The sequence below is a fragment of the Streptomyces sp. DSM 116793 genome (assembly GCF_057320905.1).
The window spans coordinates 6,189,242-6,214,028 of sequence record NZ_CM170494.1; the positions used below are offsets into that span (position 1 = coordinate 6,189,242).

Here is a 24,787-nt window from a genome sequence, read left to right on the forward strand (position 1 = left end):
GGGTCAGTGCCTGGCCGCCACCGTGGACATCAGGACGGGATCGGTCTGGTCGGTGCCGCTGACCAGGACGTTCCAGTCGGCGAAGAGCCCGGCGAGGTCGCCGCAGTAGCTGCGCTCGCCCTTCAGGTAGGCGGTGCCCGGCGGGCCGAACGAGAAGGCGATCACGTTCACGTCGACGGGGTCGTGGGACGGCGCTGCGGTGAAGAACCGCGTCAGCCGGGTACCGGCGTCCGGGAAGAGCGGCTCGGGGATGTGCGTGGCGTAGAAGCAGACCCGTTCGGCACGCCCGGTGGTCAGGGAGAGGGTGACGGCCGCCAGATAGTGCTGCCTGGGGAGGCAGCCGCGGATCTCGCGCACCGTCCGCTCCTGCGGGGCCGGGCTCCCCGCGAGGCCGGCTATGCCGTGGTGCTGGGCGCCGCCGTAGGGCCCGCGCACCCGGAAGTACAGGTTGACGGTGTGGTTGCGGTAGTCGACCGCCAGGAACCGTACGTGGTCCAGGCCCCGCTCGCGCAGCAGCGTCTCCTGGCGCCGGAGCGGCTCCGGCACGAGGTCCGCGCCCAGCACCTCCGACAGCGGGAGCGTGCCGCCCAGGTACACCCAGCACTTGGCCAGGCCCCGGTGGGCGTCGAAGTCGCACGACTGGGTCGCCGCGCCGTCGTTCAGGGCGCTCCAGGACCTGATGAGGCCGGTCACCGGGGAGCCGGGCGGGATCAGCCCCGCCCTGGCCGCCGTCTGCGTGGTGTCGGAGCGGATGCGGGAGTAGAAGCGGTAACTGAGGGCGTCACCTGGGCGGCTCGTGGTCTTCCACAGCACGGCGCCGGTGTGGAAGCCCTCCGCGAAGACGTCGACGGCCCTGCGGGTCGTCGCCGCGCAGAAGGGCGCGTCGATCCGGGCGGCGGTCCGGCGGGCGTCGGCCAGGAAGCGGTCGGGACAGAAGGCGTTCGGCGTGCTCTGCATGCGGTGGGGGTTCCTGCTCTGCCTGGGGGTTCAGCGGAATCTGACGGGCAGCTGCTCGGGACCCCGTATCAGCAGGCCCGAGCGCCATACGACGTCCTCGTGCGGGACGTCGAGCCGCAGGTCGGGGCAGCGCTCCAGCAGCGTCCGCAGGGCCGTGCGGCACTCCAGGCGGGCGAGGGACGCGCCCAGGCAGTTGTGTATGCCGTGGCCGAAGGCGAGGTGGCCGCGGGCGTCTCGGCGGATGTCGAACTCGCCGGCGCGGGGGAACCGCGCCGGGTCGCGGCCCGCGTCCGCCAGGGCGAGGAGGACGAGCTCCCCGCCGCCGGGTATGAGGGTGCCGCCGATCGTGACCGGCCCGGTCGTGAAGCGGTAGGTGGTGGTCTCCACGGGGCTCTGGTACCGCAGGACCTCCTCGACCGCGCCGTCGAGGAGGCCGGGCGAGCCGCGCAGCGCGGCCAGCTGGTCCGGGTGGCCGAGCAGGGTGAAAACGGCGCACGCGATCAGGCTGGCCGTCGTCTCGTGGCCGGCGACGAGCAGGAGCCAGGCCATGCCCAGCAGTTCCTCGTCGTCCAGCCGGTCGCCGTCCTCGTCCCTGATGCCTATCAGCTCGCTCAGCAGGTCGTCCCCGGGGTGCCGCCGCTTCTCCCCGATGAGGGCGGTCAGGTAGCGGGTCGTGCTGCGGGTGGCGTCCTGGTGCCGGGTCGCCCGGCGCGACAGCTCCCGGATCGCGTCCCGGTCGGCCGAGGGCACCCCGAGCAGCTCGCAGATGACGCGGATCGGCAGCGGGCACGCCAGCGCCTCCACCAGGTCGGCCGTGTCACCGGGCCCGGCGAACAGGGTGTCGAGCAACTCGTCGGCGAGCTGCCTGACGCGCGGCCCGAGCGCCTTGACGTGCCGCGGCGTGAAGGCCCGGCCGACCAGTTTGCGCAGCCGCGTGTGGTGGGGCGGATCGGTGTGCAGCATATGGCGCCCGGACGCGACGGTGTGCACGCCGAGCGCCGGTGACGCATTGCTCCACTCCTTGGACAACCGCGGGTCCGCCAGCGCGGCGCGGACCGCCTCGTACCCGACGACGAGCCAGGCGGGCGCGCCGCCGGGCAGCCGCACCGGGTGCACGGGACCCGCGTCCCGCAGCGCCGCGTACACCGGGTGGGGATCCCGGTCGAACTCCGGGCCGAGGGCGCCCAGATCGGTCGCCGCCGGGCACCTCATGCCGTCTCCCGGGGCGCGGCGGGGAAGTCCACCCGCACGGTGACGCCGATGGTGCGGCCCAGCGGCAGCCGCGGCCAGCGCCGCACGGCCCGCCGCCACGCCCCGGGCGGCGTCGCCGACACCAGCGCCCGCACCTCCTCGACGTACGGGCGCACCGGGCGCAGCCGGCCGAGACCCGAGCTGGACATGCTGAACCGCATCCGGGGGATGCGGAACGACCCGCAGCGCGCCAGGCCGAGCCGGGTCATCAGGGCGAACCAGGGCGGCGGGGTGTCGAAGACGAGGGTGCCGGAGGGGAAGCGGAGGGAACACTCCCGGATCAGTCCGAACACCTCACGCGGGCGCAGGTACATGAAGAGACCCTGGGCGAGGACCAGCACCCCGGACGCCGGGTCGACGCGGTGCATCCAGGTGTCGTCCAGCGCGGAGCCCGGATGAGTCCGCTGCCGCTCCTCGTGCGGCAGCAGCTCCCGGCGCAGCGCGATCATCTCCGGCAGGTCCACCGTCAGCCAGCGCACCCGGCCGTTGTCCACCCGCCAGAACTGCGTCTCCAGGCCCTCCCCGAGCGAGACCACCGTGCCGGCCGGGTGCCGGGCCAGGAACCGCGTCACCTCCCCGTCGAAGAGCATGACCCGCTCCAGGAAGTAGTCGGCCATGAGGGCGGTACGGCGCCCGAGGCCTGCCTCGCCGAGGGGTTCGCACTGTGCGAGGAGACGTTCCGCCATGGGGTCGGCCAGTCTCGCGCTGCGGTGGTGCAGCGTCCACAGGGCGCTTCTCGGGATCCGGTCCAGCGCCGTGGTGCGCACCGGACTGCGGGGTGGGGACGAGAGGTGTCCGTTCGACACGTCGAGGCCTCCTGCGATCGAAGGGGAACCGGAGACCGTTCATTGCTCCAGCTTCGCGAGCGTGCACCGCACGCTGCCGTCACACCGGCCGCCAGGCCGGCAAGGGCAGCCAAGAGCATGCCCACGGAACGGCGTCACCGGGATCGCTCGATCGTGTGCGGAAGGGGTGCGGAGGCGCGCATTCCGGCTGTCGTTGCGCGAAGCGGTTGTGCGGAGAAGACAAAGCGCCCGGGCAGGGGGGCCCGCACGGTTTCGGGAACATCCTGCCCAGCAGGCGTCCGTCTACACACAGTGGTCGCATGGACACGGTGTGTTCGAGGCCGCTCCGGGGCTGTTTCGCGCCGCCGGGCCCGGCGGCGGGGCGGGAAGGGCGTCAAGGCGGCCGGGGGATGGGTCGCCCGTACGGGTGGGTCTGAGGGTGCGCCGATCGTGCCGGGTGGCCCCTCGGGGTGCGGGGGCTGTGCGACCGGCCGCAGCGGGAGCCGCGGGTCGCCGCCCGGCAGAAGGGGCGGTTTCTGCCACGTCTCGACCGCCGGCCGGTGTGTCACATTCCGTGCCGACTGGAGTGATTGTCATGATTCATCCCATGCCGCGCGCCGATACCGCCCTCTCCGTGGCCGACGCCGATACCCACGCCGACGCCCGCGCCCACGCCGACGTCGGTGACGGCGCAGGAGCCGACGCCGGCGCGGAGGCTGCGGCACCGCCCCCCGTGCGGCTGGCCGCGACCGCGGCGACCGTGCTGGTACAGCCCACGACGCTGTGCAATCTGGACTGCGCCTACTGCTATCTGCCCGACAGGGCGATCGCGAAGCGGATGCCCCTCGCCGTGGCGGACGCGGTCGCCGCGGGGGTACGCGAGTGGGCCTGCACGCACCCGGTACGGGTGCTGTGGCACGGTGGCGAGCCGCTCGCGGTGGGCCTGCCGTACTTCCGGCGGCTGCTGGAGAGGTTCGGCCCGGCCACCCCGCCCGCCGCGGCCGGTGGGCCGGGGGAGCCCGGCCCGCATCCGGTGGAGGGCGGTCCCTCTCCGGGGGAGGACGGCCCCTATCCGGTGGAGCACGGCGTGCAGACGAACGCCACTCTGATCGACGAGGCGTGGTGCGAACTGTTCGCGTCCTGGCCCGTCGCCGTCGACATCAGCATCGACGGCCCCGGCGCGGCCAACGCCGCCCGCGTCGACCGTGGCGGCCGGGACAGCACGGCCAAGGCGCTGCGCGGGGCGGCGCTGCTGCGCGCCGCGGGCATTCCCTTCGGCCTGATCGCCGTCGTGACCGACCCCTGCCCGCGGGCGGCGCGCGAGCTGTACGCCTTCGCGGTCGGACTGGGCTGCCGCCGGCTGGGCGTGAACCTGGCCGAGCGCAAGGGCGTGCACACGCTCCCCGGCCCGCGCGCCGGGGGCCCGGTGGTGGCGTTCTGGGCCGAGTTGGCCGCCTGCTGGCAGGCCGATCCGCGGCTGCGCGTACGGGAGTTCGAGCAGGCGTACAGCTATGTCCGTGCCGAACTGGCCGGCCGCGCTGCCCGGCGGGCGTCCCGCCCGCTGCCGCCGCTGCCGATGGTGTGCCAGGACGGTGCGGTGGTTCCCGTCAGCCCGGAGCTGGCCGGCTTCACACACCCCGTGTACGGCTCCTTCGCCACCGGCAACGTGCTCACCACTCCGCTCACCCGTCTGGTCGCGGAGGCGCCGGACGTGCCCTGGGTGGCCGAGGCCCTGGACGGGGTGCGCGCCTGCCGGGACAGCTGCGAGTACTTCGCCTACTGCCGGGGCGGACAGGCGGCCAACAAGTACTTCGAGACCGGCCGTATGGACACCACGGAGACGGCCCACTGCCGCACCACCAAGATCGATCTGATGGAAGGGATTCTTGCCCATGCACAGCAACAGCACCGCACCTGAGCAGTCCGTCGCGCCCGCCGGGGAGCCTGAGACCGTCGGGGACGCCGGGATCGTCGGGGACGCCGAGACCATTGCGCCGGTTGCGCCTGCCGAGCCGGTTGTGCCGGCCGCGGGCGTGCCGTCCCCTGCCGGGGCCGCCGGGGCCGCCGGGGCCGCGGAGTCCGCGGAGTCCGCGGAGTCCGCGGAGTCCGCGGAGGGCGCCGGGGCGCTGGCCGGGCGGATCCGGGACAGCGCGGACGGGCTCGCCGCCCCGGCCGCGGAGGCCTGCGAGTGCCAGGACACGGCCAGCCTCATCAGCCTGCCCAGCCTCCCGCTGCGCGGTCTGCTCAGCGACCGCACCCTCAAGTGCGACGTGCGGCCCGTGACGTGGAGCCGATGACACAGGCCCCCGCTGCGCCCTCCGGGCCACCGCACGTTCGCGGTGGCCCGGAGAGCGGGCCCGTCGACGGCCTGGACGACGGACAGGCCGCCGGATCGGTCGGTGGGCCGGTCGGTGGATCGGTCGGTGGGCCGGTCGGTGGGCCGGTCGGTGGGCCGGTCGGTGGGCCGGTCGGTGGGCCGGTCGGTGGGCCGGTCGGTGGGCCGGTCGGTGGAACGTTCGGGGGGCCGGTCGACGGCCGGCGTGTGCTCGATGCCGTCGCCGCCCTGCCCCTCAGCACCTGGCGCTACCACTGGGAACCCGAGGGCGTCCGCCATCTCGGTCCCATGGCGCAGGACTGGCAGGCCGTCATCGGACTCGCCGCGGACGGCCGCACCATCCCCGTCGTGGACGCCATCGGGGTGCTGCTCACCTCCGTCCAGGCCCTGCACCGCCGGGTGCGGGAGCTGGAGGCGTTGGTCGGGGGGCCTCAGGATCCGCCGGACGGGCCGCCCGGCTGACGCGGCGTCGGCGCGGGGGCGGGTGCGGTACTGGGTGTTCGGTGCCGGGATGCCGGGATGCCGGGATGCCGGGGTGCCGGGGTGCCGGGGTGCCGGGGTGCCGGGGTGCCGTCAGGCCGGGCCGGGGCCGGCGTCCGGCCGCTGGAGCATGCCGGCGCTGGGGGCGGACCGACGGCGGCACGGTCTCCGCCGTGAACGTGCGCCTCGCCGCGGGATTCGACCGCGTCGTGGTCCTCGCACCGCTCGCCGAGGCGCCCGTGCGGCGCCGGAGGTCGCCACACGCTGGTCCCCGGGGTGGCCCCCGCACCCCCAGGACCGGCCGGGGACGCGCGACCGGTCACGACGAGACGGTCGGTTCGCCACCGTCCGGAGGAGGCTGTCTCTGTCGTGTTCTGGCCGCTGTCGGTGGGTGGTCGCGCGGGTGGTTCCGCGTGCCCCCCCGGGTGCTGCTGGTGCCGGGGTCACCCTGGCCCGGGTGGGGGCACGGGGAACTGCGCGACACGCCGCGACGAAGCCGTCGCGTCAGCACCGTCCGAAAGGGTCCGCCCCGTTGCGTCCAGGCCGCAGGCCCGCGCCCCCGGGGCGGCCTGGGGCCCCTAAGTCCTCGGCGTTCCCGTCGCACCGACCTGGTCATCGCGGCCCAGGAAGCGGAAGCGGCCCCCGTGGGCCTGGTAGAGGAAACCCGCCGGGGAATCCAGATCGTGGGTGGCCGAGGCGGCGAAGCGGATCGGCTTCGCCACGCCGTTCAGCGAGGTGCGCGGAAGCTGGTCCGCGAGCCGTTCCCGAGTGGCCCCGGCGGTGCCCCCGACCGCCTCCAGGGCCCGGACGAGGAGCCCGACTGCGTCGTACGCCTCGGCGGCCCACGGGCCGGGGGAGGCGTGGTGGCGCGCACGGTAGGCCGCGGTGAACGCCCGCGCCGCGGACGTGGCCATCGCCGACGGGTCGGCGTACGGAGCGGCGACCACCCACCCCTCGGCCGCCCCGCCCGCCGCCCGCAGGAAGGCCGGCCGCATCACCGGCTCGATGGCGACCCGCGCCCCCGTGAAGCCCGCCGAGGCGAGCGCACGCGCACAGGCGGCGGCCCGGTCCGGCGACGTGCCCGCGTACACGACCGCGTCCGGATGGGTGGCCAGCGCCCGCGTGACGGCCGGTGCGACGTCGTCCCCGGCGGCCACGGGGTGGACGGTGGCCGTACCACCGCCGGGCGGCTGGGCGCGGAAGTACTGCATCAGGTCGGCGGCCGGCCGGCCCCCGGCCCGGTCCTCGACGACGGCGGTGCGGCGCGTGGGGTGGACCACGGTGAGGTAGCGGGCGAACGAGACGCCCAGCGCGTCGTCCGCGACCCGGGTGATGCACACGGTGGGCAGGCGCGTGACGGATGGCGTCCCACCGTCCGAGGCGACCAGCACCAGGGGCATCCCGGCCGCCGAGTACAGGGGCGCCGCGGCGCGCACCGCGGCCTCGGCGGCGGGCCCGAGCACGGCGTGGACGGCCCGGTCGCCGATCAGACGGTGGGCCGCCGCCTTCGCCTCCGCGGCCCGCCCGTGGTCGCCGACGGCGGTCAGGGCGAGCCGGAACCGGGTGCCGGAGCGGTCGTTGTGCTCGGCCGCCGCGAGCCGGGCGCCGCGCTCCTGCTCGGTGCCCACGCCCTGGAGACCGATGGCGAAGGTGGGCGGGGCGCCGGAGGGGGAGCGGCGTCCGGCCAGGACCGCCGCGCCGACCCCCGCGGTGAGGACGGTGGCCGCCGCCGCCCCGCCCACCACCAGGAACCGCCGCCGTGAGCGCGCCGGCGGTCCGGCCGTTGCCGTATCCGGCCCCCCGGAGGCCTCCTCCGCCATCGTGCCCCGGTCCCCGCCCGCGGGCGGCGCCAGCCGGGGCGGCGGGTCCAGCGCCCGGGCGGCATGCTCGGCGACGAGCCGCAGCACACCGGGCGGCAACCACTCTTCGCCCCGGCCGTCCGTGTCGCCCCGGCTGTCCGCGTCGTTCCGGCCGTCCGTGTCGCCCCGGCCCGCCGCGTCGTTCCGGCCGTCCGTGCCGTCCGTGCCGTCCGTGCCGTCCGTGCCACCCGTGCCACCCCCGCCCCCCGCAGGCCCGCCCCAGCCGCCCCAGACGGCCAGGCGTGGGTCGGGTGGGCTCTCGGGGCGGCTCAGGGCCGTGCGGAGTTGCGTCGTGGTCGGGCGGGCCGCCGGGTCCTTGGCGAGGCAGGCGGTGATCGCCGTGCGGGCCGCGGCGGGGAGCCGGGCGAGGCCGGTGAGGTCCGGGTCCTCGTGCACGGTGCGGTAGAGCACCGCGGCGGGCGCGCCGGTGCCGAACGGGGCGCGGCCCGTCGCCGCGTACGCCAGGACGCAGCCCAGCGAGAAGACGTCGCTCGCGGGGCCCGCGGTGTCCTCGTGGGCCCGGACCTGCTCGGGCGCGAGGTACCCGGGCGTGCCGAGCACCGCGTCCGGCGCGGTCAGGGCCGTGGCCCCGGCGCCCCGGGCGATGCCGAAGTCGATCAGCCGGGGCCCGTCGCGGGCGAGCAGGATGTTGCCGGGCTTCACGTCGCGGTGGACGAGACCGGCGGCGTGCAGGTCCGTGAGGGCGCCGGCGACGCGCCGGCCGAGGACGAGCACGGTGTGCGCCGGCAGCGGACCCTGCGCGTCCACGGCCTCGGACAGCGCGGGACCGGGCACGAAGGCCGTCGCAAGCCAGGGCGCGCGGGCCTCGGCGTCGGCGTCCGTGACCCGCACCACCCAGCGTCCGCGCACCTCGGCCGCGAGGCGTGCCTCGCGCCGGAACCGGGCCCGGAAGTGCGGATCGGCCGCGTGCTCGGCCCGGATCACCTTGAGTGCGACGAGCTCGCCCGCCCCCGTGCGCGCCAGGTACACCACACCCATGCCGCCCGCGCCGAGCCGGGCCAGCAGCCGGTGGCCGCCCAGCTCCGCGGGGTCCTCCGCCCTCAGCGCCCGCATCCGCCGCCCCCGTCCTCAGCCCACCGGCACCACACCGGCGTACCGGAACCGGCCGCCGGTGACCCGCCACTGGTACAGCTGGCCCAGCCGCAGCGTCCGGTCCTTCTCGAACGCGTACGTCGTGGTCAGCCCCTTGAAGTCCGCCTTGAGGAGCGCCGCGGCGAGCTGGGCGCGGCTCGGCCGCCGCCCGCCGGCCCGCCGCAGGGCGGTGAGCCGGTCGGCGACCAGCCGGGCGACGTCGTACGCCTCCGCCGCCCAGATGCCCGGCGCGGTGCCGTAGCGCTTGCGGTACGCGGTGGCGAAGGCGCGCACGGGCGGCGCGTCGGGGCTGATGTACGGCGTCAGCACCCGCCATCCCTCGGCGGCCGGGCCCGCGGCGGCGGTGAACGCGTCCGTGGCCGCGGGCGGGTCGAGGAACCGGGGCCCGTCGAAGCCCCGCCGGGCCAGCGCCCGCGCCACCAGAGCGGCGCGCTCCGCGGTGCCCGTGTAGTAGAGGCCGTCGACGCCCTGGTCCAGCATGTCGGCGAGGACGGTGGACGGGTCGGGGGCGATCGCGGGCACATACCGGGCGTACACGTGCAGCTTCTGGCCGGCCGCGGACCTGTACGCCATCTCGGAGGTCTCCCACCCGCCCAGCCGCCCCGCGCGGTCCACGAGCAGGCCCGGCCGCCGTACGCCCGCGGCGGCCAGCGCGGTGTCCGTCATGAAGCCGCCCACCATGCCGAGCGGCGCGGCGTGGAAGTACATGAGCGACTCGGCGAGGAGGGCTCCGTTGGACGCCGAGACGGACAGCTCCGAGACGGTCAGCAGCGGGGTCCGCGTCAGCTCGTACGTCTTCACGGCGGCCTGCGCGGACGTCCAGCCGGTGGGCCCGAGGACGGCGAGCACGGTCCCGTCCCCGGTGAGCCGGCGGGCGGCCGCCTCGGCCCCGGACGCGGTGCCCCGGTCGTCCTCGACCCGCAGGCCGAGCGTGAAGGGCCGCTCCGTACGGGAGTTGAACTGCTCGACGGCCAGCCGGGCCGCCCGCTCCTGCGCCCGGCCCGCGGTCCGCTGCGGGCCGCTCAGGTCGGCCTGCACGCCGAGCACCCAGCGGTCGCCGGTGCCCGCAGCCGCGCCGCCGTCCGGCCGTGCGGCCCACCACGCCGCCGTGCCGCCCGCCGCGAGGAGGGCGGCGCCCCCGGCTCCCAGGGCGAGGAACCGCCGCCGTCCCGGTGACCGGGCGGGCCCCTGCACCGTGGTGGTCTCCCGCACCCCGGCGGATTCCCGCACCGTGGTGGTCTCCCGCGGCCCCGCCGCCTCTGTGGGGGAGACGGGGGGCAGGTCGAGCAGCTCGGCGGACCGGTCGGCGATCATCCGCACCACCGGGTCGGGCAGCCAGTCGACGGAGCCCTCAGGGGCGTTTGCCGCCAGCTCCCCGGCCGCCTCACCGGCCGACGGCCGGTCGGATGCGTGCGCGGCGAGGCACCGCTCCAGCAGCGCGCGCAGCGCGGGGTCCTCGATGCCGGCGAGGTCCGGCTCGCCGTGCACGGTGCGGTACAGCACGGCGCTCGCCGCCCCGGTGCCGAACGGCGGGCGGCCGGTGGCCGCGTACGCCAGCACGCAGCCCAGCGCGAACACGTCGCTCGCCGGTTCGGCCCGCCCGGCCTGTGCCTGTTCGGGGGAGAGGAAGCCGGGGGTGCCCACGACCACGTCCGGGGACGTGAGCACCGTCTCCTCGGCGGACGTGGAGCGCGCGATGCCGAAGTCGATCAGCCGCGGCCCGTCCAGGGCCAGCAGGACGTTGCCGGGCTTGACGTCCCGGTGCACCAGGCCCGCGGCGTGCACGGCGGCCAGCGCCCGCCCCAGCACCCCGCCCAGCACGCGCACCGCGTCAAGCGGCAGCGCGCCGCAGGACGCCACGGCCTCGGCCAGCGAGGGCCCCGGCACGAAGGCGGTGGCGAGCCACGGCGCCGGCGCCTCCGGGTCGGCACCGGTCACCCGTACCACCCAGGGGCTCTCGACCCGCCGGGCCGCGGCCGCCTCGCGGCGGAACCTGGTCCGGAACTCCGGATCGTCGGCGTACTCGGGCTGGATCACCTTCACGGCGGCCAGCTCGCCGGCCGCGGTCCGCGCGAGGTAGACCACGCCCATGCCGCCCGCGCCGAGCCGCCGCAGCGGCCGGTGCTCGCCGAGCCACGCCGGGTCGGAGGGGAGCAGCGGCTCCATCATGCGGTCTCCCCTTCCAGGCCGGGCGCGGGGGTGCGTCCGGCGGTTCTCCGTGTGTTCCGGGTGTCCTCTGTCCTCGGTGTGTCCCGGATGGCCTCTGCTGCCCGTGTCCGTATGCCCGGGGTGTCCCTCGTACCGGCTGTCCGCGCCATCCCTCGTGCCTCCGAGCCGGAGCCGGAGCCGGAACTGGATGTGGAAGCGGAGCCGGAGCCCGAACTGGATTTGGAACCGGAACCGGAACCGGAGCCGGAACCGGAACCGGGCCGGGCCACCCGGCCGATCTCCTGTTTCGCCCGCTGCACCATCTGCACCAGCGTCGACTGGGCCGACTCCACCGCCGGATTGTCGCCGTCGTCCCGGCCCCCGCACGAGGCCGCGCTCACCACGACGGGGCCGAACGTGGCCTGAGTCCAGAGGTATGCGTAGGGGCCGCCCGCCGTGGCGCTGCGGCACTGGCCCCGCTCTCTCAGCACGTCGTCGCTGTAGTAGTTGGAGTTCTCGCCGTAGGCGAACGCCGACGACGTGAGCCCCGTCAGCCGCTCGCCGGGGCCCAGGGTCTGCTCCGGGCAGCCCATCGCCTCGTCCAGCATCCCGGCCTGCTCCCAGGCGGCGTCCAGCGTCGTGCGGTGCACGGTGACGGTGAAGGTCAGCCGCGCCGGCCGGCCATTGCCGATCGGCAACTCCACATGGCGGGTGAGGGTGGCGAGGACGTCGTCAGGCAGGCTCCTCCGCTGCCAGACGCAGCCGTCGGCCAGCACCGCCCAGGTGTCCGGATCGCTCTCGTAGGGCGTCGCGGGGTGCGCGCCGGAGCCGATCAGTTCCGGATCGGCGATCACCTTGCGGACGAGCTCGCTCGCCCGCCCGGTCGTCCGCGGCACCTTGGCCGGGTCGGCGTCCCTGGAGGGGAACGCCTCCGTGGTGCCGTCGCCACCCGGCGTCCCGTGCGCGCCGCCGGGCGGCGAGGAGCCGTCCGTGCCGCGCGCGGACGCCGGGGGCTTCCCGTCGTCCGCCGTGTGTCCCGCATCCGTGCAGGCCCCCAGCAGCAGGCCGCACGCCGTCAGCGCGCCCCACCCGAGCCACGTTCTCCTCGGCAACCCCACCGTCCCCCTCCGCACCCAACGGCCGGCCCCGGCCCTGACGTTCACGGAACCCGACGCCGAAGCGGGCCGGGCGGTTCCGCCCGGGCACGGCAGCGCCCGGGGCGGTATCCGGTCATCCTGCCCTGCCGCGGTCCCCGGACCACAGGCGACCCGGGCCGATGGCGGGTGGCGGTTCCGGCCATTCACGCCGGGGCGCCTCGCACAGGTGACCGACTGTGCATAAGGTGGGAAGTGTTGGGTGAGATCTGTAAGTGTCATGGGATTTCTGTGAGTTGTGTGTTCGCTTGGGGGAGGGCGTGTGCACGGGCGCGGAGAGTGGTTCGGCTTACGCGGCGGGGCTCGGCGGCTGGCCGCGGCCGGTGCGCTGGTGCTGGCCCTGGCATGCGGATCCCTGTCGGCCCAGGCGGCCGGCTCCGACTCCGGCCGGGGCGAGCCGGGGCGGGCCGGGGCCGGGAGGCCCGCGGCGGCCATGGCGGAGCCCGGGGTGGTGCAGGCGCCCGGGGCCGCGATCACGGGCCGGGCGGCGGCCGGGGCACCGGACGGCCGCGGCGGCCCGGCGGGGGACGGGCGGGACGCCGGCATCCGGGACGGCGACGGGGTCCACGCCCATGGCGTTCGGGAGGGCGATGGCGTCCGCACCCATGGTGTTCGGGACGGCGGCGGGGTCCACGCCGATCAGGGTGTCCGGCGTGACGGGGGTGACCGGGGTGCCGCGGGCGGGCGGGGTGCCGCGGACGGCCGGGGTGCCGCGGACGGCCCGGACTCCCCCTTCCGGAACCCCACCGTGCCGCGGAGCGACGACGCAGGCGCGGCCGGGGACGACACCGGCGACGACGACTTCGAGACGACGGTGCGCACCTCGGTGACGGACGACGCGCCGGCCCCGGTGTCGGTGACCCGCTCCGGCGGCCGGGCCCGCGTGCAGTTCGACGCCGAGCGCGGCGACACCGTCGACTTCGGTTTCACCGCGTCCACGTTTTCCTGGTCTGTCGACGTGTACCTGCTCGACCCGCAGGGCGGGCAGGTCGGCGACAGCACGTATGTGACGTTCTCCGGCGGCGGCGACTGGGAGGCGCGCGACCTGCCGCTGTCCGGCACCTACTCCCTCGTCCTCGACCCGGGCCAGGACAACACCGGCACCGCCACCGTGACGGTCTCCTACCCGGCCGGCGGGGCGCTGGACCTCACGGGCCCCGCGGGCGGCACGACGATGACGCGGCCCGGCCAGGACGGCCGCTGGACCATCGACGCCGAGGGCGGCGACTCGCTCAGCCTGGCCCTGGACACGGCCGGCATGGACACCTCGATCGACGTGCTCCTGCTGGCCCCGGACGGCAGCGAGGCCAGGTCCGCCTATGTGTCCGCGGACTCCACCGGGGACATCGACGTGCCCGCGCTGCCCGCCACGGGCCGTTACCTGCTGCTGCTCGACCCGTCCGACGGCGCCACCGGCACCGTGCGGGTGACGGGTTCGCACTACGCGGACGCGGGCCTGCTCGGCCCGGCCGACGCCCCGAAGAGCGTCCGCGTGGACCGCGCCGGCCAGAACGTGACAGCCCGCTTCACCGGCGAGGAGGGCGGCACGATCTCCCTCGGCGTCACCTCGGCCGGTTTCCAGACCCTCAGCGACATCGAGGTCCGCGGCCCGGACGGCGACCCGCTCGGCGACGGCTTCCTCGTCTCCAGCGGGTCCAGCGCCGACTGGGACAGCCCCGTGCTGCCCGCCACCGGCACCTACACGGTGGAGATCGCCCCGCAGGACCTCTCGCTCGGCACGCTGACGCTGGTGTTCTCCGTCCCCGTCCAGGCGGGGACCCTCTCCGGCACGGGCGGCCCGGTCACCGCACAGGTCGCCAGGTTCGGGCAGAACGCCACCGCCGGCTTCCAGGCCGGCGCGGGTGACGACCTGTCACTCGGCCTGACCGGCAACACCTTCACCAAGGCCACCGGCGTCAGCGTGATCGCCCCCTCCGGGAAGAAGATCGTCGACGACCACTTCCTGTCGGCCGGCGCCGCCACCACGCTCGGCCTCCCCGACCTCCCGGAGACCGGCGCCTACCAGGTGGTGGTGAACCCGCACGAGGGCGGCACGGGAAGCCTCAAGCTGACGCTCTCAAAGGACCTGGCGGCCCCCCTGACCGCGGACGGCGCCGCCGTGACGGCCACGGTCTCCCGCGCCGGCCAGCAGATCAGGGCCGCGTTCACCGCCCCCGACACCCCGTCCGTCGGCTTCGCGGTGACCGACAACACGGTGCCGAACGGCAGCGAGGCATGGCTCGTCTCCGCGGCGGGCGGCAAGGGGACGTACCTCGGTGCCCTCTCCGGCACCTCCAACCGCGCGCTGTACCTGACGGGGCTGACGCCCGGTGCGGCATACGCCGTGGTGGTGACCACCGACCGGGCCACCACCGGGACCATGAAGCTCTGGCTGTCGAAGCCGGTGGCCCCCATCACACTGACCCCCGGCGCCCAGCCCGCCACGGGCAGCATCACGCGCCCCGGTCAGCAGTTGGAGTTCCGGTACACCGCGCGCGCCGGCGACGGTGCCTCCGTCGTGTTCAGCGGGACGACGTTCACCCGCGGCCCCCGAGTGGGGTACTGGGCGCCGGACGCGACGTCGGACACGTACGCGGGCAGCCTGACGAGCGCCGCGCTGGACGTGCCGCTCAGGGGACCCCTGGCGGCGGGTATACACCGGCTCGTCGTCCAGCCCGACACTCCCGAGACCGGCAGTACGAAGGCCGCCCTGATAGCGGACTCGGCCGGGGGTGCGCTGACCGTGGGCGCCCCCAGGAAGCCCGTCAGGATCCTCCTGGCCGGTCAGAACGGCCGCTATGTGTTCGCCGGCACCAAGGGCCGGCAGCTCACCCTCGGCCTCGACACCCCGCCCACGGCCTGGTCTCTGTCGATCTCCGGGCCCGACGGCCGGTGGCTGGTGGACGCGGCCTCCATGGGCACGGGCACCACCGCCAAGGCCCTGCCCACCCTGCCCGCGGACGGCACCTACACACTGACGGTGGACCCCGTGGCGCTGGGCACGGGCACGTTCTCCCTGGGCCTCACGCAGCAGCAGTGACGGGGGCCGGCGGCGGGCAGGGGCCCGTTGTCAGTGGCCGGGCCTACTGTGACGACGGCACCCAGGCGTGCCCCGACACAGGAGGTGGTCCCTTGACGACCCTGCCCGACCGCCCGAGCACCGCACTGCTGGTCATCGACGTGCAGAACGGAGTGATGGCCGGCGTCCACAACCGCGACGCCGTGATCGCGAACATCGGCACCCTCGTCGGCAGGGCCCGTGCGGAGGGCGTGCCCCTGATCTGGGTGCAGCACGCCGGCGACGAGCTCCAGCCGGAGAGCGACGGCTGGAGTTACGTGCCGGAGCTGACCCGGCGCGCGGAGGAGCCGCTCGTGCACAAGAGGTACGGTGACTCGTTCGAGGACACCGAACTGGAGGCGGTGCTCGCGAAGCGTGCGGTGGGCCGGCTCGTCGTCACCGGCGCCCAGACCGACGCGTGCATCCGCTCCACCCTGCACGGCGCCCTCGCACGCGGCTACGACGTTACGCTCGTCGGCGACGCCCACACCACGGAGGACCTCACGGCGTACGGCGCACCGGCCCCGGCGCAGGTCATAGCGCACACCAACCTCTACTGGCGCCACCAGACCGCACCCGGCCGCCACGCCGGGGTGGTCGGTACGGCAGAGGTGACCTTCGCGGCGGGCGCCGCGGCGGACAGCAGGAGCTGACCGGCCGGACGGGGCCGCACGCCACGGCACGGGCGCCGTGCCGCGCCGCAGTCCAGGGCGCGGGCCCGTCCCGCCCCGCGGGCGCCGGGGTGCGCCCCGACCCGCGCCGCGGGCATGCAACGAATGTCCGTGCCAGGTACATCTTCTGTCCCCGACCTGTAACACACGCGAACCTGATCCGCCGGACGGCGTCTCTCCAGGTGACTGCACCACCGTCCCCCACGTATGGAAGAGAGACCCCCATGCTCACCAGGACCGCTCGCCGTGGCATCCCGGCTGTCGCGCTCGTCGCCGTCGGACTCGCGCTGACGGCCTGCGGGCCGAACGACTCGTCCTCGTCGTCGTCCCCGTCCTCCGCGCCCGCGTCGCCGGCCGGCAGCTCGTCGAACGGATCCGGCGGTTCGGCCGGGAGCTCCTCCGGGGGCTCGTCCGCGACGACGGGCGGCGGCTCGGCGGGCGACAAGGCCGGCGGGTCGTCCTCGTCCGGCTCCTCGCGGGCGACCGGTACCCAGGGCTCCGCCGCGGCCGGATCGGTCCCGGCCTGTGCCACCCGGAACCTGAAGGCCACCGCCGGGAACTTCTCGGCCGGCGCCGGCCACACCATGTTCCAGATCGTCTTCCAGAACACCGGCTCCGCCCCCTGCAGCCTCACCGGCTACCCCGGCGTCTCCTTCGTCAAGGCCCACAACGTCCAGCTCGGCAAGGCGGCCGTCCGGGCGCCCGGCGCCACCAGGACCGTCACGCTGATCCCGAACGCACACGCCTACGCGGACGTCCGGACCGTCGACGGCCCGGGCGGGTACTCGGAGCAGCAGTGCGACCTCACCACGGTGCCGACCCTGCGCGTCTACCCGCCGAACCAGAAGGAGTCCACGAACATCCCGTGGAACCAGCAGGAGTGCGTCGGCTCCGGCATCCAGAACCTGCAGGTCGGTCCCGTGCACAGCACCAGGTAGCCACTCCCCACCCCCCACCCGAGGGCCCCGGACGCAGCGCCGTCCGGGGCCCTCGGCGCGCCCGCGCCGCCCACCCGTGCTGGAGTGCACTCGAACACTTGACTGGTGATCCCTTCGTGGGTTCTGCTCAGGAGCACCACCAGCCCCGAAAGCCCGGCCTCGGAACCCCGGCCCCACCCCGGCCCGACGCGCCCCGGCCTGAGACCCGAGAAGGAACGATGCCCGCGTACTCCGCCCTGACCCACCTGGAATGCTCACGGACCGGCACCCGGCACGACGCGGACGTGGTCCAGGGCACCTCGCCCGTCGGCGCGCCGCTGCTGGCCCGTTACGACCTGGAGCAGGTCCGGGCCACGGTGACCAGGGAGGAGATAGCCGGCCGGCCCCCGTCGCTGTGGCGGTACCACGAGGTCCTGCCGGTGCGGTCGCCCGAGCACGTGGTGACCCTCGGTGAGGGCATGACACCCCTGCTGGACCTGCCCCGCTACGGCGCCGCCGTGGGCGTGCCCGCCCTGAAGATGAAGGACGAGGGCCTGATCCCCACCGGCAGCTTCAAGGCCAGGGGCGCCGCGGTCGGCGTCTCCCGCGCGCACGAGCTGGGCGTCACCGGCATCGCCATGCCCACCAACGGCAACGCGGGCGCCGCCTGGTCGGTGTACGCCGCCCGCGCAGGCATGCGCAGCCTGGTGGCGATGCCCGTGGACGCGCCCGAGATCACCCGCGCCGAGTGCGTGGTCTCCGGCGCCGAGCTGTACCTGGTGGACGGTCTCATCGGGGACGCCGGCAAGCTGGTGGCCGCCGCGGTCGCCGAGCGCACCGGCTACCAGGAGATCTCCACCCTCAAGGAGCCCTACCGCATCGAGGGCAAGAAGACGATGGGCTACGAGATCGTCGAGCAGCTCGGCTGGCGGATGCCCGATGTGATCCTCTACCCGACCGGCGGCGGGGTCGGCATCATCGGCATCCACAAGGCGCTGCTGGAGATGCGGGAGCTGGGCTGGATCAGCGGCGACCTGCCGCGCCTGGTGGCCGTCCAGGCCGCGGGCTGCGCCCCGATCGTGGAGGCGTACCAGCGGGGCGAGCGCGAGAGCACCCCGTTCCCGGACGCGCACACCGTGGCGTTCGGCATCACCGTCCCCAAGGCGCTCGGCGACTTCCTCGTCCTCGACGCGGTCCGGGAGACCGACGGCACCGCGATCGCCGTCACCGACGAGGAACTCCTCGCCGCCCAGGCCGCGCTGGCCCACGCCGAGGGCGCGTTCATCTGCCCGGAGGGCGCCGCCTGTTTCGCCGCGGTCGGGCAGCTGCGGGACAGCGGCTGGCTGCGCGGCGACGAGGAGGTCGTGGTGCTCAACACCGGCGCCGGCATCAAGTACCCGGAGACGGTGCCGGTGGACGTGCCCACGCTGCCCGTGAACGGGCGGATACCGGACGCCCCGGAGGGGCGATGAGCGGCCCGGCTGACCCCGACCCGGCTCCGGGCACCCCGTCGGCCGCCGACGCCTCGCCCGCCGCCGGGGCCACGTCCTCGTCCGCCGCCGGGGCCACGTCCCCGTCCGACACGGGCGATGCGTCCCCGTCCGCCGCCGGGCCCGCGACCGGACCCGTCACCGGGCCCACGCCCACGCCCAGGCCCGCGTCCGGGTCCACGTCCGCGACCGGACCTGCCACCGGGCCCGCGCCCGCCGCAGCGCCCGCGCCCGCCGCAGCGCCCGCGTCCGCCGGCGGCGTGGCGGCGGGTGGTGCCGACGCCACCGCGGACGCGTTCGACCGGAGCCGCCTCGGACGGTTCTTCGCCGTGGTGGAGCGGGTCGGCGGCCGCATACCGCACCCGTTCCTGCTCTTCCTCTACCTGCTGATCCTGCTGGCGGTGGTCTCCGCGGTGCTCTCCGCCGTGGGCGCCACCGCCCGCATCCCCGGCGCGGACAAGCCGTTGCCGGTGGAGTCGGTGCTCTCCCTCGCCGGCGTCCAGCACCTGCTGGCCACCTTCGTCACCAACTTCATCGGCTACCCGCCGCTCGGCGTGGTGCTCGCGGTGCTGCTCGGCGTCGGCGTCGCCGAGCGCAGTGGCTTCCTGACGGCGGTGGTCTCCGCGGTGCTGTCCCGGGTACCGCGCGGCCTGATGCCGTACGCCGTGACGTACATCGCCGCGCAGGGCCATGTGATGGGCGACGCCTCCATGGTGATCCTGCCGCCGCTGGCCGCCCTCGCGTTCCGCGCGGTGGGGCGGCACCCGATCGCCGGGATGCTGGGCAGCTTCGCCTCCACGACCGTCGGTTATGCCTCCGGTGTGCTGATCGGCTCGCTGGACGCCAACCTGTCCGCCATCACCGCCTCGGTCACCCCGCAGGGCTTCGGCATCAGCACCTCCGTGGTGATGAACTACTTCTTCCAGGCCGCCTCGGGTCTCGTCCTGCCGCTGCTCACCGGGTTCCTGCTGGTGCGCTGGGTGGAGCCCACGCTGCCGCCGTACCGGCCGGACGACACGGGGGAGGCCGCGGAGGACGGGACGCCCGCCGGGGTCGCCGCGGTCACGCCCGAGCAGCGCCGCGGCCTGTGGTGCGGCGCGCTGGCCCTCGCCGCGTTCCTCGTGCTGGTCTTCGCCTGCTGGCTGGTGCCCGGCGGCCCGCTGCGCGGCCCGGGCGGCGGCCTGGTCAAGTCGCCGTTCTTCGACGGCATCGTGACCCTGGTGATGCTCTCCTTCCTGATCTGCGGCATCGCCTACGGCATCCCCGCCGGCACCATCCGCAGGGCGAGCGACGTGCCGCGGCTGATGGCGGAGGCGTTGCAGGGCATGCTCGGCTACATCGTGATCGCCTTCACCGCGGGCCAGTTCATCGCCATGTTCACCTGGAGCCACGTCGGCGAGTACCTGGCGGTGCAGGGCGCGGACGTGCTGCGCACCGCGCACCTGACGGGGTTCCCCGCGCTGCTGGTGGCGCTGGTGTTCAGCGCCCTGCTGTCGCTGGTGGTGTTCTCGGGCTCTTCGCTGTGGACGGTGCTGGCGCCGGTGCTCGTCCCCGTCTTCGTCGGCCTCGGCTACCACCCGGCGGCGGTGCAGGCGGCGTACCGGGTCGGCGACTCGGTGACGCACCCCGTCTCGCCCCTCAACCCGTACGTCTACATGCTGGAACTCTCCGCCCGCGGCTACGACCGGCGGTTCACCCTGGGCATGGTCTTCGCCCGGCTGAGCCTGTTCGTGCTGCCGGTGGCGGTGCTGTGGGTGGCCCTCTTCGCGGTCTTCTACTTCGCCGGAATCCCGTTCGGCCCCGGCGTGCCCACGAGACTGGGGCACTGACCGCGGCAGGCGCACACCCACGAGGACCGGCACGCGGACACCCGCAAGGGCGAGCGGCCCGAAGCACGCACACCACGGCAGGAAGGAACGGAGCATGGCCGAGTCCACGGCGGTCCGCTGGCGGCGGGACATCCACCGCCACCCGGAGGTCGGCTTCACCGAGTTCCGCACCGCCAGCCTGATCGCCGGCCGGCTGGCCGACCTCGGCTGGCAGGTGCGCGCCGGCGAGGAGGCGATCAGCCCCGGCGCCCGGCTGGGCGTGCCCGCCGACGAGGTGCTGGACGCCGCGTACCGGCGGGCCGCCGACGAGGGCGCCGACCAGCGCCATCTGCCGTCGCTGCGGGGCGGCAACACGGCCGTGCTGGCCACCTGGCACAGCGGGCGCCCCGGCCCCGCGCTCACCCTGCGGGCGGACATCGACGCACTGCCGATCACCGAGTCGGACGCGGACGGCCACCTGCCCGCACGGGCCGGCTTCCGTTCCGCGCACGAGGGGGTGATGCACGCCTGCGGCCACGACGGCCACATCGGCATGGCGATGGAACTGGCCGAGCGGATCACCGCCGACCCGCCGCCCGCCGGCTCCCTCACCCTGCTCTTCCAGCCGGCCGAGGAGGGCGGGCGCGGCGCACGGGCCATGGTGCCGAGCGGGGCGGTCGACACCGCGGACGTCCTCCTCGCCGCCCACCTCGGCCTGAACCAGCCCACCGGTACGGTGGTCAGCTCGCTGGACGGGCTGCTCGCGAACGCGAAGATACGCGCGGTGTTCCGCGGCACCGCCGCGCACGCCTCGCTCGCCCCGCACGAGGGGCGCAACGCGCTGCTGGGCGCCGCGGCGGCCACCCTCGCGGTGCAGGGGCTGCCCCGGGTCCCCGGCCATGTGACCAGGGTCGCGGTCGGCGCCCTGCACGGCGGCACCAGCAGCAACATCGTGCCGGACACGGCCGAACTGCTCCTGGAGACCAGGGCCGACGACGGGGACGTCAACGCCGACCTGGAGCGGCGCGCCCGGCAGGCGCTGCGCGGTGCGGCCGAGATGTACGGCCTGGACGTCGACATCGAGCTGATCGGCTCGGTCACCACGGCGCGTGCGGACACCGACGCGGTCGCACTGGTGGAGGCCGCGGCCGCCGCCCGCGGGCTGCGCCTGGTCACCCCCACCGGGGAGAGCGGGGTGGCCAGCGACGACGCCACCGCGCTGATGCGCCGCGTCCAGGAGCACGGCGGGATGGCGACCTACCTGGCCATCGGCGCCGATCTCGCCGCGCCGCACCACACGCCCCGTTTCGACTTCGACGAGCAGGCGCTCGCCCTGGGCGTGGACCTCCTGGAGGAGGCGGTCCGCCGCGCCCTGTGACGACCGGCTCCCGGCGGATACCGGCCCCCCGGCGGATCCGCCATTGACCGGCCACTCCGGCTGTGATCAGCCGAACAACCGGGAACCGAGCGGGTGCCGTCGGTCGAAGCCGGGGAGGATCAGGAAGGTCGCGCTGGCCGTCGTGGTGGTGAACGGCAGCAGTGCGTCGGAGGTGTCCATGTGGGTGAGGGTGGCGGTGAAGGTCCGCAGGTCGTTCTGGAAGCTGGTGAAGAGCAGGCCGGGGGTGGGCTCGTCGGTGTTGTAGGAGCGGCGGAGCATCAGGCCGGCACCGACCACGGTGGGGTTCGCCCTGCGCACGTGGGCGTCCGCGGGGACGACGTAGCGTCCGTCGGGTGTCTTGGCGCCGAGTTCCGGGCTGGAGGCGACGGTGCCGCCGGAGAGGGGGACGCCGCTGGCCCGGCGCCGCCCGATGACCGCTTCCTGCTCGGCCACGGACAGGGCGGCGAACCGCGGCAGGTCGAGTTCCATCCGCCGCAGTACGGCAAGGGTGCCGCCGGCGACCGCGGCGGGCCCGGTCAGCCACAGGTCGCGTTGTCGTTCCGCGGCCGTGTGCGGGCCCACGATGCCGTCGATGAAACCGAGTGGGTTCCGTTGCGCGGCAGGGCCGCTCCCGAGGGGCACGTTCGTACCGCGGCGCCCGGACTGGCGCCAGCGTTCGTGGACGCGGTCGCCGGCCAGGTCCAGGAGCGCGGCGGCGGCGACCGGTAGGAGCACTGCGTCGCTGGCGCAGATCTGTATCAGCAGGTCTCCGCCGCGTGCCCGGGGGGCGATCCGCTCGCGGGAGAAGCGCGGAAGGTCGGCCGCACCGGGCAGCGAGGTACCGGCCGTGCGCACCAGGCGGGGGCCCACGCCGACGGTCACGGTGAGGTCGCCCGGCGGCAGGCCCAGCAGTCGCGGGTCGTTTCCCGCGGTGAGCGCCCGGATGGCCTGGCCGAGTTCGTCCAGTAACGGGCCGGCCGCCACGGTGGCACCGAGGTCGGCCACCACGGCGAGCAGGTTGGGCTGGGCCACCCGGGGGAGTGTGATGCCCGCCTGGTGACGGCCCGTCGCCGGAACCGGCATGGGCGTGGCCGCTGCGGAAGGGGCGTGCCGGCCTGGCCGGGCGGAGCCCGATGTGCACCCGGCGGTCAGACCGGCGGCCACCATGGTGCCGGTGACATCGAGGAACGCGCGGCGCGACGGGTGGCGATCGGCTCGGTGCATGGTGTGCAGAGTGCCACACCGGAATCACCGGTGCCCGTCAACCTGGCGATTCGGGCGCGGAATTGGACGTCACCAGACGCGGAACCGGGCGCCATGCCAGACTGGGATCATGCCTCGATTAGCTCTCCGGGTGGTGGCGGCGGTACTGGGCACCCTGACACTTGTGGTCGGTTGCGGCGGCGGCGACACCCGATCGGCCGAAGGCCGGCGACCGAGCGGTGCGCATGTGACGATCCGAGTGCCTGGCGATGCCCCGACGATCTCGGACGCGGTGTCGCTCGCTCACCCCGGTGACCTGGTGCTGGTCGCGCCGGGCGTGTACCACGAGTCGGTGAGGATCGACACGGCGCGCGTCACTCTCCGTGGTGAGTCCCGTGACAAGGTCGTCATCGACGGGCGGTTGCAGCAGCCGAACGGCATCGTGGTCGCGGCGCCCGGGGTGGCCGTGGAGAACCTGACCGTGGAGAAGAACACGCAGAACGGGGTCCTGGTCACCGGTTCGGCGGCGGCGGCCGCCGGGCTGCCGGGGCGGAGCGGCGGCTACGACACCGGCGACGAGCCCGTCACCTTCCTGAAGTCGTTCCTGGTCTCGTATGTGACCGCGACCCGCAACGGGCTGTACGGCATCTACGCGTTCTCCGCGCAGAACGGTGTCATCGAGCACTCGTACACCTCGGGCGGTGCCGACTCGGGGATCTATGTCGGGCAGTGCAAGCCGTGTCACATCGTGGTGCGGGACAACATCGCCGAACTCAACGCGGTCGGTTACGAAGGCACCAACGCCAGCGGAGAGATGTACGTGGTCGGCAACCGCCTGGTCGGCAACCGGGTCGGTCTGACCACCGGCTCCGACCACCAGGAGAAGCTGCTCCCGCAGCAGGGCGCCGTCATCGCGGGCAATCTGATCGCCGCCAACCAGCAGAGGGCCACCCCGGAGCAGGCCGACGGCGGGTGGGGCACCGGCATCGGCGTCGACGGCGGCAGCGACAACCGGTTCATCCGCAACCGCATCGCCGACAACGGCAACGCCGGGCTGGTGATCACCGCGACCGCCGACCTGCCTCCGGTCGGCAACCAGATCGTGGACAACACGTTCACCGGCAACGGCGTCGACGTCGGCTGGACGTTCCCCACCGCCACGCGGGGACGGGGCAACTGCCTGCGCGGCAATGATCTGCGCACCACGGTGCCCGCCCGGCTCGCGACCACCGCGTCCTGTCCGCTTCCGGCCGGGTCGCCCTCGCCGGCCGGCAGGTGGACGATGCCGACCGCACCCGGTGGCATCCCGTTCACGGAGGTCGCGGCGCCCGGTCCCCAGCCGCAGTTCCCCCACGCCCGGACCACGGGCGCCACCGCTGTCCCGGCCGTGCCGGCCCTGCCGGACACGGCGGGCATCCCGCTGCCGCCGGCGTCCCTGCTCGCCGCGGACGCGCGGGTGCGGACGTCCTGAACAGCGGCTACCGCGTCGGGGTGGATCCGGGGACCGGCCCCACCGGGACGTACTTCTGGGTGTCGAAATCGATGACCACCGGCTGCGGCGCGGAACTCACGCGGACGCGGACCCGGTACATGGTGCCGTCCGAGCCGACCCAGTAGCGCACGTTGCCCGCCGTGCCGGAGCGGTCACGGGAGGACGGCCCGGTCATGACGTTCACCCGGTGCCCGTCCACCTGGTCTCGTCCCCACCAGGTCGCGCCGTTCTGCGGCAGCAGTTCGGCGTTGTCCGGCCGGTCGCTGCCGAGACTGAGTGCGATGGCCAGCGAACTGTCCAGCGAGTTGCCGGACGCCTGCATCGGACGGCTGTACCAGCCCGAGCGGGGCGGCGACGCGGGGGCGTGCGCCGGGGCGTTCGCCATCGGGTGGACGAACACCGAGGCGGTCGTCCACTCGATCAGCCCGTCGCTGGAGGTGTCGCGCCCGGTGCCGTGCACCACGCCGTAACCGCGCTTGCCCCGGTAGTCGACGGACGCGGTGACGACCAGCCCACCGGCGGTGCCCGGCACGGTGATCGTCACCGCGCGCCCGTGCGCCTCGTAGTTGCGGAACCGCGTGATCGCCAACTGGTTCGCCTCGTCCGACGTCAGTGCGCGCGGGGCGCCGGAGTCGGAGCCGCCGCCGGCGAGGAGGAGCGCGGCCACCGCGACGGCCGCTGTGCCGAC

18 protein-coding genes are annotated in these 24,787 nt (G+C 75.0%); 10 read left to right on the plus strand and 8 right to left on the minus strand.

Translation table 11 applies throughout. From position 1 onward, the window contains the following. Nucleotides 1-3 precede the first annotated feature (3 nt). Genes ACSMXW_RS24350 through ACSMXW_RS24360 form a run of 3 tightly spaced genes read right to left on the minus strand, consistent with a single transcriptional unit; the run spans nt 4 to nt 3,014 of the window. Nucleotides 4-957: an aromatic prenyltransferase gene (locus tag ACSMXW_RS24350; RefSeq protein ID WP_485799335.1), complete on the minus strand. Its 954-nt coding sequence runs from the start codon at nt 955-957 to the stop codon at nt 4-6. A gap of 30 nt (nt 958-987) precedes the next feature. Continuing rightward, a complete protein-coding gene (locus ACSMXW_RS24355) occupies nt 988-2,169 on the minus strand; it encodes a cytochrome P450 family protein (protein ID WP_485799337.1) in 1,182 nt (393 codons plus the stop codon). Next, the gene (locus ACSMXW_RS24360) at nt 2,166-3,014 is read right to left on the minus strand and encodes a class I SAM-dependent methyltransferase (RefSeq protein ID WP_485799339.1); all 849 of its coding nucleotides are present in this window, start codon (nt 3,012-3,014) and stop codon (nt 2,166-2,168) included. Before ACSMXW_RS24360 ends, ACSMXW_RS24355 begins: the two co-directional genes overlap by 4 nt. Before the next feature lie 586 nt (nt 3,015-3,600). On the opposite strand from ACSMXW_RS24360, the gene ACSMXW_RS24365 reads away from it, so the two are divergent. Genes ACSMXW_RS24365 through ACSMXW_RS24375 form a run of 3 tightly spaced genes read left to right on the plus strand, consistent with a single transcriptional unit; the run spans nt 3,601 to nt 5,790 of the window. Further along, complete coding sequence (locus tag ACSMXW_RS24365) at nt 3,601-4,911, plus strand: radical SAM protein (protein ID WP_485799341.1); 1,311 nt, start codon at nt 3,601-3,603, stop codon at nt 4,909-4,911. Further along, nucleotides 4,886-5,290 (plus strand): hypothetical protein, encoded by a 405-nt coding sequence (locus ACSMXW_RS24370; protein WP_485799343.1) that lies wholly within the window; start codon nt 4,886-4,888, stop codon nt 5,288-5,290. Before ACSMXW_RS24365 ends, ACSMXW_RS24370 begins: the two co-directional genes overlap by 26 nt. Next, nucleotides 5,287-5,790, plus strand: coding sequence for a tail fiber domain-containing protein (locus tag ACSMXW_RS24375; RefSeq protein ID WP_485799345.1), 504 nt, complete (start codon nt 5,287-5,289; stop codon nt 5,788-5,790). The genes ACSMXW_RS24370 and ACSMXW_RS24375 overlap by 4 nt, the downstream gene beginning before the upstream one ends. A 596-nt stretch (nt 5,791-6,386) precedes the next feature. Here the strand turns inward: ACSMXW_RS24375 and ACSMXW_RS24380 are convergent. The 3 genes from ACSMXW_RS24380 to ACSMXW_RS24390 are packed head-to-tail and all read right to left on the minus strand — an operon-like array spanning nt 6,387 to nt 12,040. Continuing rightward, complete coding sequence (locus ACSMXW_RS24380; protein WP_485799347.1) at nt 6,387-8,741, minus strand: bifunctional serine/threonine-protein kinase/ABC transporter substrate-binding protein; 2,355 nt, start codon at nt 8,739-8,741, stop codon at nt 6,387-6,389. Between the two features lie 15 nt (nt 8,742-8,756). Continuing rightward, nucleotides 8,757-10,946 (minus strand): bifunctional serine/threonine-protein kinase/ABC transporter substrate-binding protein, encoded by a 2,190-nt coding sequence (locus ACSMXW_RS24385; RefSeq protein WP_485808269.1) that lies wholly within the window; start codon nt 10,944-10,946, stop codon nt 8,757-8,759. Next, nucleotides 10,946-12,040, minus strand: coding sequence for a hypothetical protein (locus tag ACSMXW_RS24390; RefSeq protein WP_485799349.1), 1,095 nt, complete (start codon nt 12,038-12,040; stop codon nt 10,946-10,948). The genes ACSMXW_RS24385 and ACSMXW_RS24390 overlap by 1 nt, the downstream gene beginning before the upstream one ends. Nucleotides 12,041-12,344: 304 nt before the next feature. On the opposite strand from ACSMXW_RS24390, the gene ACSMXW_RS24395 reads away from it, so the two are divergent. From ACSMXW_RS24395 to ACSMXW_RS24420, 6 genes are all read left to right on the plus strand, one after another. After that, nucleotides 12,345-15,122 (plus strand): hypothetical protein, encoded by a 2,778-nt coding sequence (locus ACSMXW_RS24395; protein WP_485799350.1) that lies wholly within the window; start codon nt 12,345-12,347, stop codon nt 15,120-15,122. Between the two features lie 92 nt (nt 15,123-15,214). Further along, entirely contained in the window at nt 15,215-15,793 is a 579-nt protein-coding gene (locus ACSMXW_RS24400; protein WP_485799352.1) for a cysteine hydrolase family protein, read from the plus strand. Between the two features lie 242 nt (nt 15,794-16,035). Beyond that, on the plus strand, nt 16,036-16,749 hold the full coding sequence (locus ACSMXW_RS24405) for a DUF4232 domain-containing protein (protein WP_485799353.1): 714 nt from the start codon (nt 16,036-16,038) through the stop codon (nt 16,747-16,749). Between the two features lie 218 nt (nt 16,750-16,967). Continuing rightward, complete coding sequence (locus ACSMXW_RS24410; protein WP_485799355.1) at nt 16,968-18,200, plus strand: threonine synthase; 1,233 nt, start codon at nt 16,968-16,970, stop codon at nt 18,198-18,200. After that, on the plus strand, nt 18,197-20,047 hold the full coding sequence (locus ACSMXW_RS24415; protein ID WP_485799357.1) for an AbgT family transporter: 1,851 nt from the start codon (nt 18,197-18,199) through the stop codon (nt 20,045-20,047). Before ACSMXW_RS24410 ends, ACSMXW_RS24415 begins: the two co-directional genes overlap by 4 nt. 94 nt (nt 20,048-20,141) lie before the next feature. Next, the gene (locus ACSMXW_RS24420; protein ID WP_485799358.1) at nt 20,142-21,404 is read left to right on the plus strand and encodes an amidohydrolase; all 1,263 of its coding nucleotides are present in this window, start codon (nt 20,142-20,144) and stop codon (nt 21,402-21,404) included. A gap of 66 nt (nt 21,405-21,470) precedes the next feature. Here the strand turns inward: ACSMXW_RS24420 and ACSMXW_RS24425 are convergent, their stop codons facing one another. Then, nucleotides 21,471-22,628, minus strand: a complete 1,158-nt coding sequence (locus ACSMXW_RS24425; RefSeq protein WP_485799359.1) for a Dyp-type peroxidase — start codon at nt 22,626-22,628, stop codon at nt 21,471-21,473. Between the two features lie 238 nt (nt 22,629-22,866). Here ACSMXW_RS24425 and ACSMXW_RS24430 point away from each other — a divergent pair, with 238 nt between their 5' ends. Beyond that, nucleotides 22,867-24,078 carry a right-handed parallel beta-helix repeat-containing protein gene (locus tag ACSMXW_RS24430; protein WP_485799360.1) on the plus strand — a complete coding sequence of 404 codons (1,212 nt, stop codon included), beginning with the start codon at nt 22,867-22,869 and terminating at the stop codon, nt 24,076-24,078. A 7-nt stretch (nt 24,079-24,085) separates the two neighbouring features. On the opposite strand, the gene ACSMXW_RS24435 is transcribed toward ACSMXW_RS24430, so the two are convergent. Then, a complete protein-coding gene (locus ACSMXW_RS24435) occupies nt 24,086-24,766 on the minus strand; it encodes a hypothetical protein (protein WP_485808270.1) in 681 nt (226 codons plus the stop codon). Nucleotides 24,767-24,787: the final 21 nt, after the last annotated feature.

Excerpts from the sequence above, each read along its gene's own strand:
- ACSMXW_RS24405 (WP_485799353.1), top strand. The coding sequence starts at position 16,036 with ATGCTCACCAGGACCGCTCGCCGTGGCATCCCGGCTGTCGCGCTCGTC.
- ACSMXW_RS24425 (WP_485799359.1), bottom strand. The coding sequence starts at position 22,628 with ATGCACCGAGCCGATCGCCACCCGTCGCGCCGCGCGTTCCTCGATGTC.
- ACSMXW_RS24365 (WP_485799341.1), top strand. The coding sequence starts at position 3,601 with ATGCCGCGCGCCGATACCGCCCTCTCCGTGGCCGACGCCGATACCCAC.
- ACSMXW_RS24410 (WP_485799355.1), top strand. The coding sequence starts at position 16,968 with ATGCCCGCGTACTCCGCCCTGACCCACCTGGAATGCTCACGGACCGGC.
- ACSMXW_RS24415 (WP_485799357.1), top strand. The coding sequence starts at position 18,197 with ATGAGCGGCCCGGCTGACCCCGACCCGGCTCCGGGCACCCCGTCGGCC.
- ACSMXW_RS24355 (WP_485799337.1), bottom strand. The coding sequence starts at position 2,169 with ATGAGGTGCCCGGCGGCGACCGATCTGGGCGCCCTCGGCCCGGAGTTC.
- ACSMXW_RS24375 (WP_485799345.1), top strand. The coding sequence starts at position 5,287 with ATGACACAGGCCCCCGCTGCGCCCTCCGGGCCACCGCACGTTCGCGGT.
- ACSMXW_RS24350 (WP_485799335.1), bottom strand. The coding sequence starts at position 957 with ATGCAGAGCACGCCGAACGCCTTCTGTCCCGACCGCTTCCTGGCCGAC.
- ACSMXW_RS24380 (WP_485799347.1), bottom strand. The coding sequence starts at position 8,741 with ATGCGGGCGCTGAGGGCGGAGGACCCCGCGGAGCTGGGCGGCCACCGG.
- ACSMXW_RS24420 (WP_485799358.1), top strand. The coding sequence starts at position 20,142 with ATGGCCGAGTCCACGGCGGTCCGCTGGCGGCGGGACATCCACCGCCAC.
- ACSMXW_RS24370 (WP_485799343.1), top strand. The coding sequence starts at position 4,886 with ATGCACAGCAACAGCACCGCACCTGAGCAGTCCGTCGCGCCCGCCGGG.
- ACSMXW_RS24385 (WP_485808269.1), bottom strand. The coding sequence starts at position 10,946 with ATGGAGCCGCTGCTCCCCTCCGACCCGGCGTGGCTCGGCGAGCACCGG.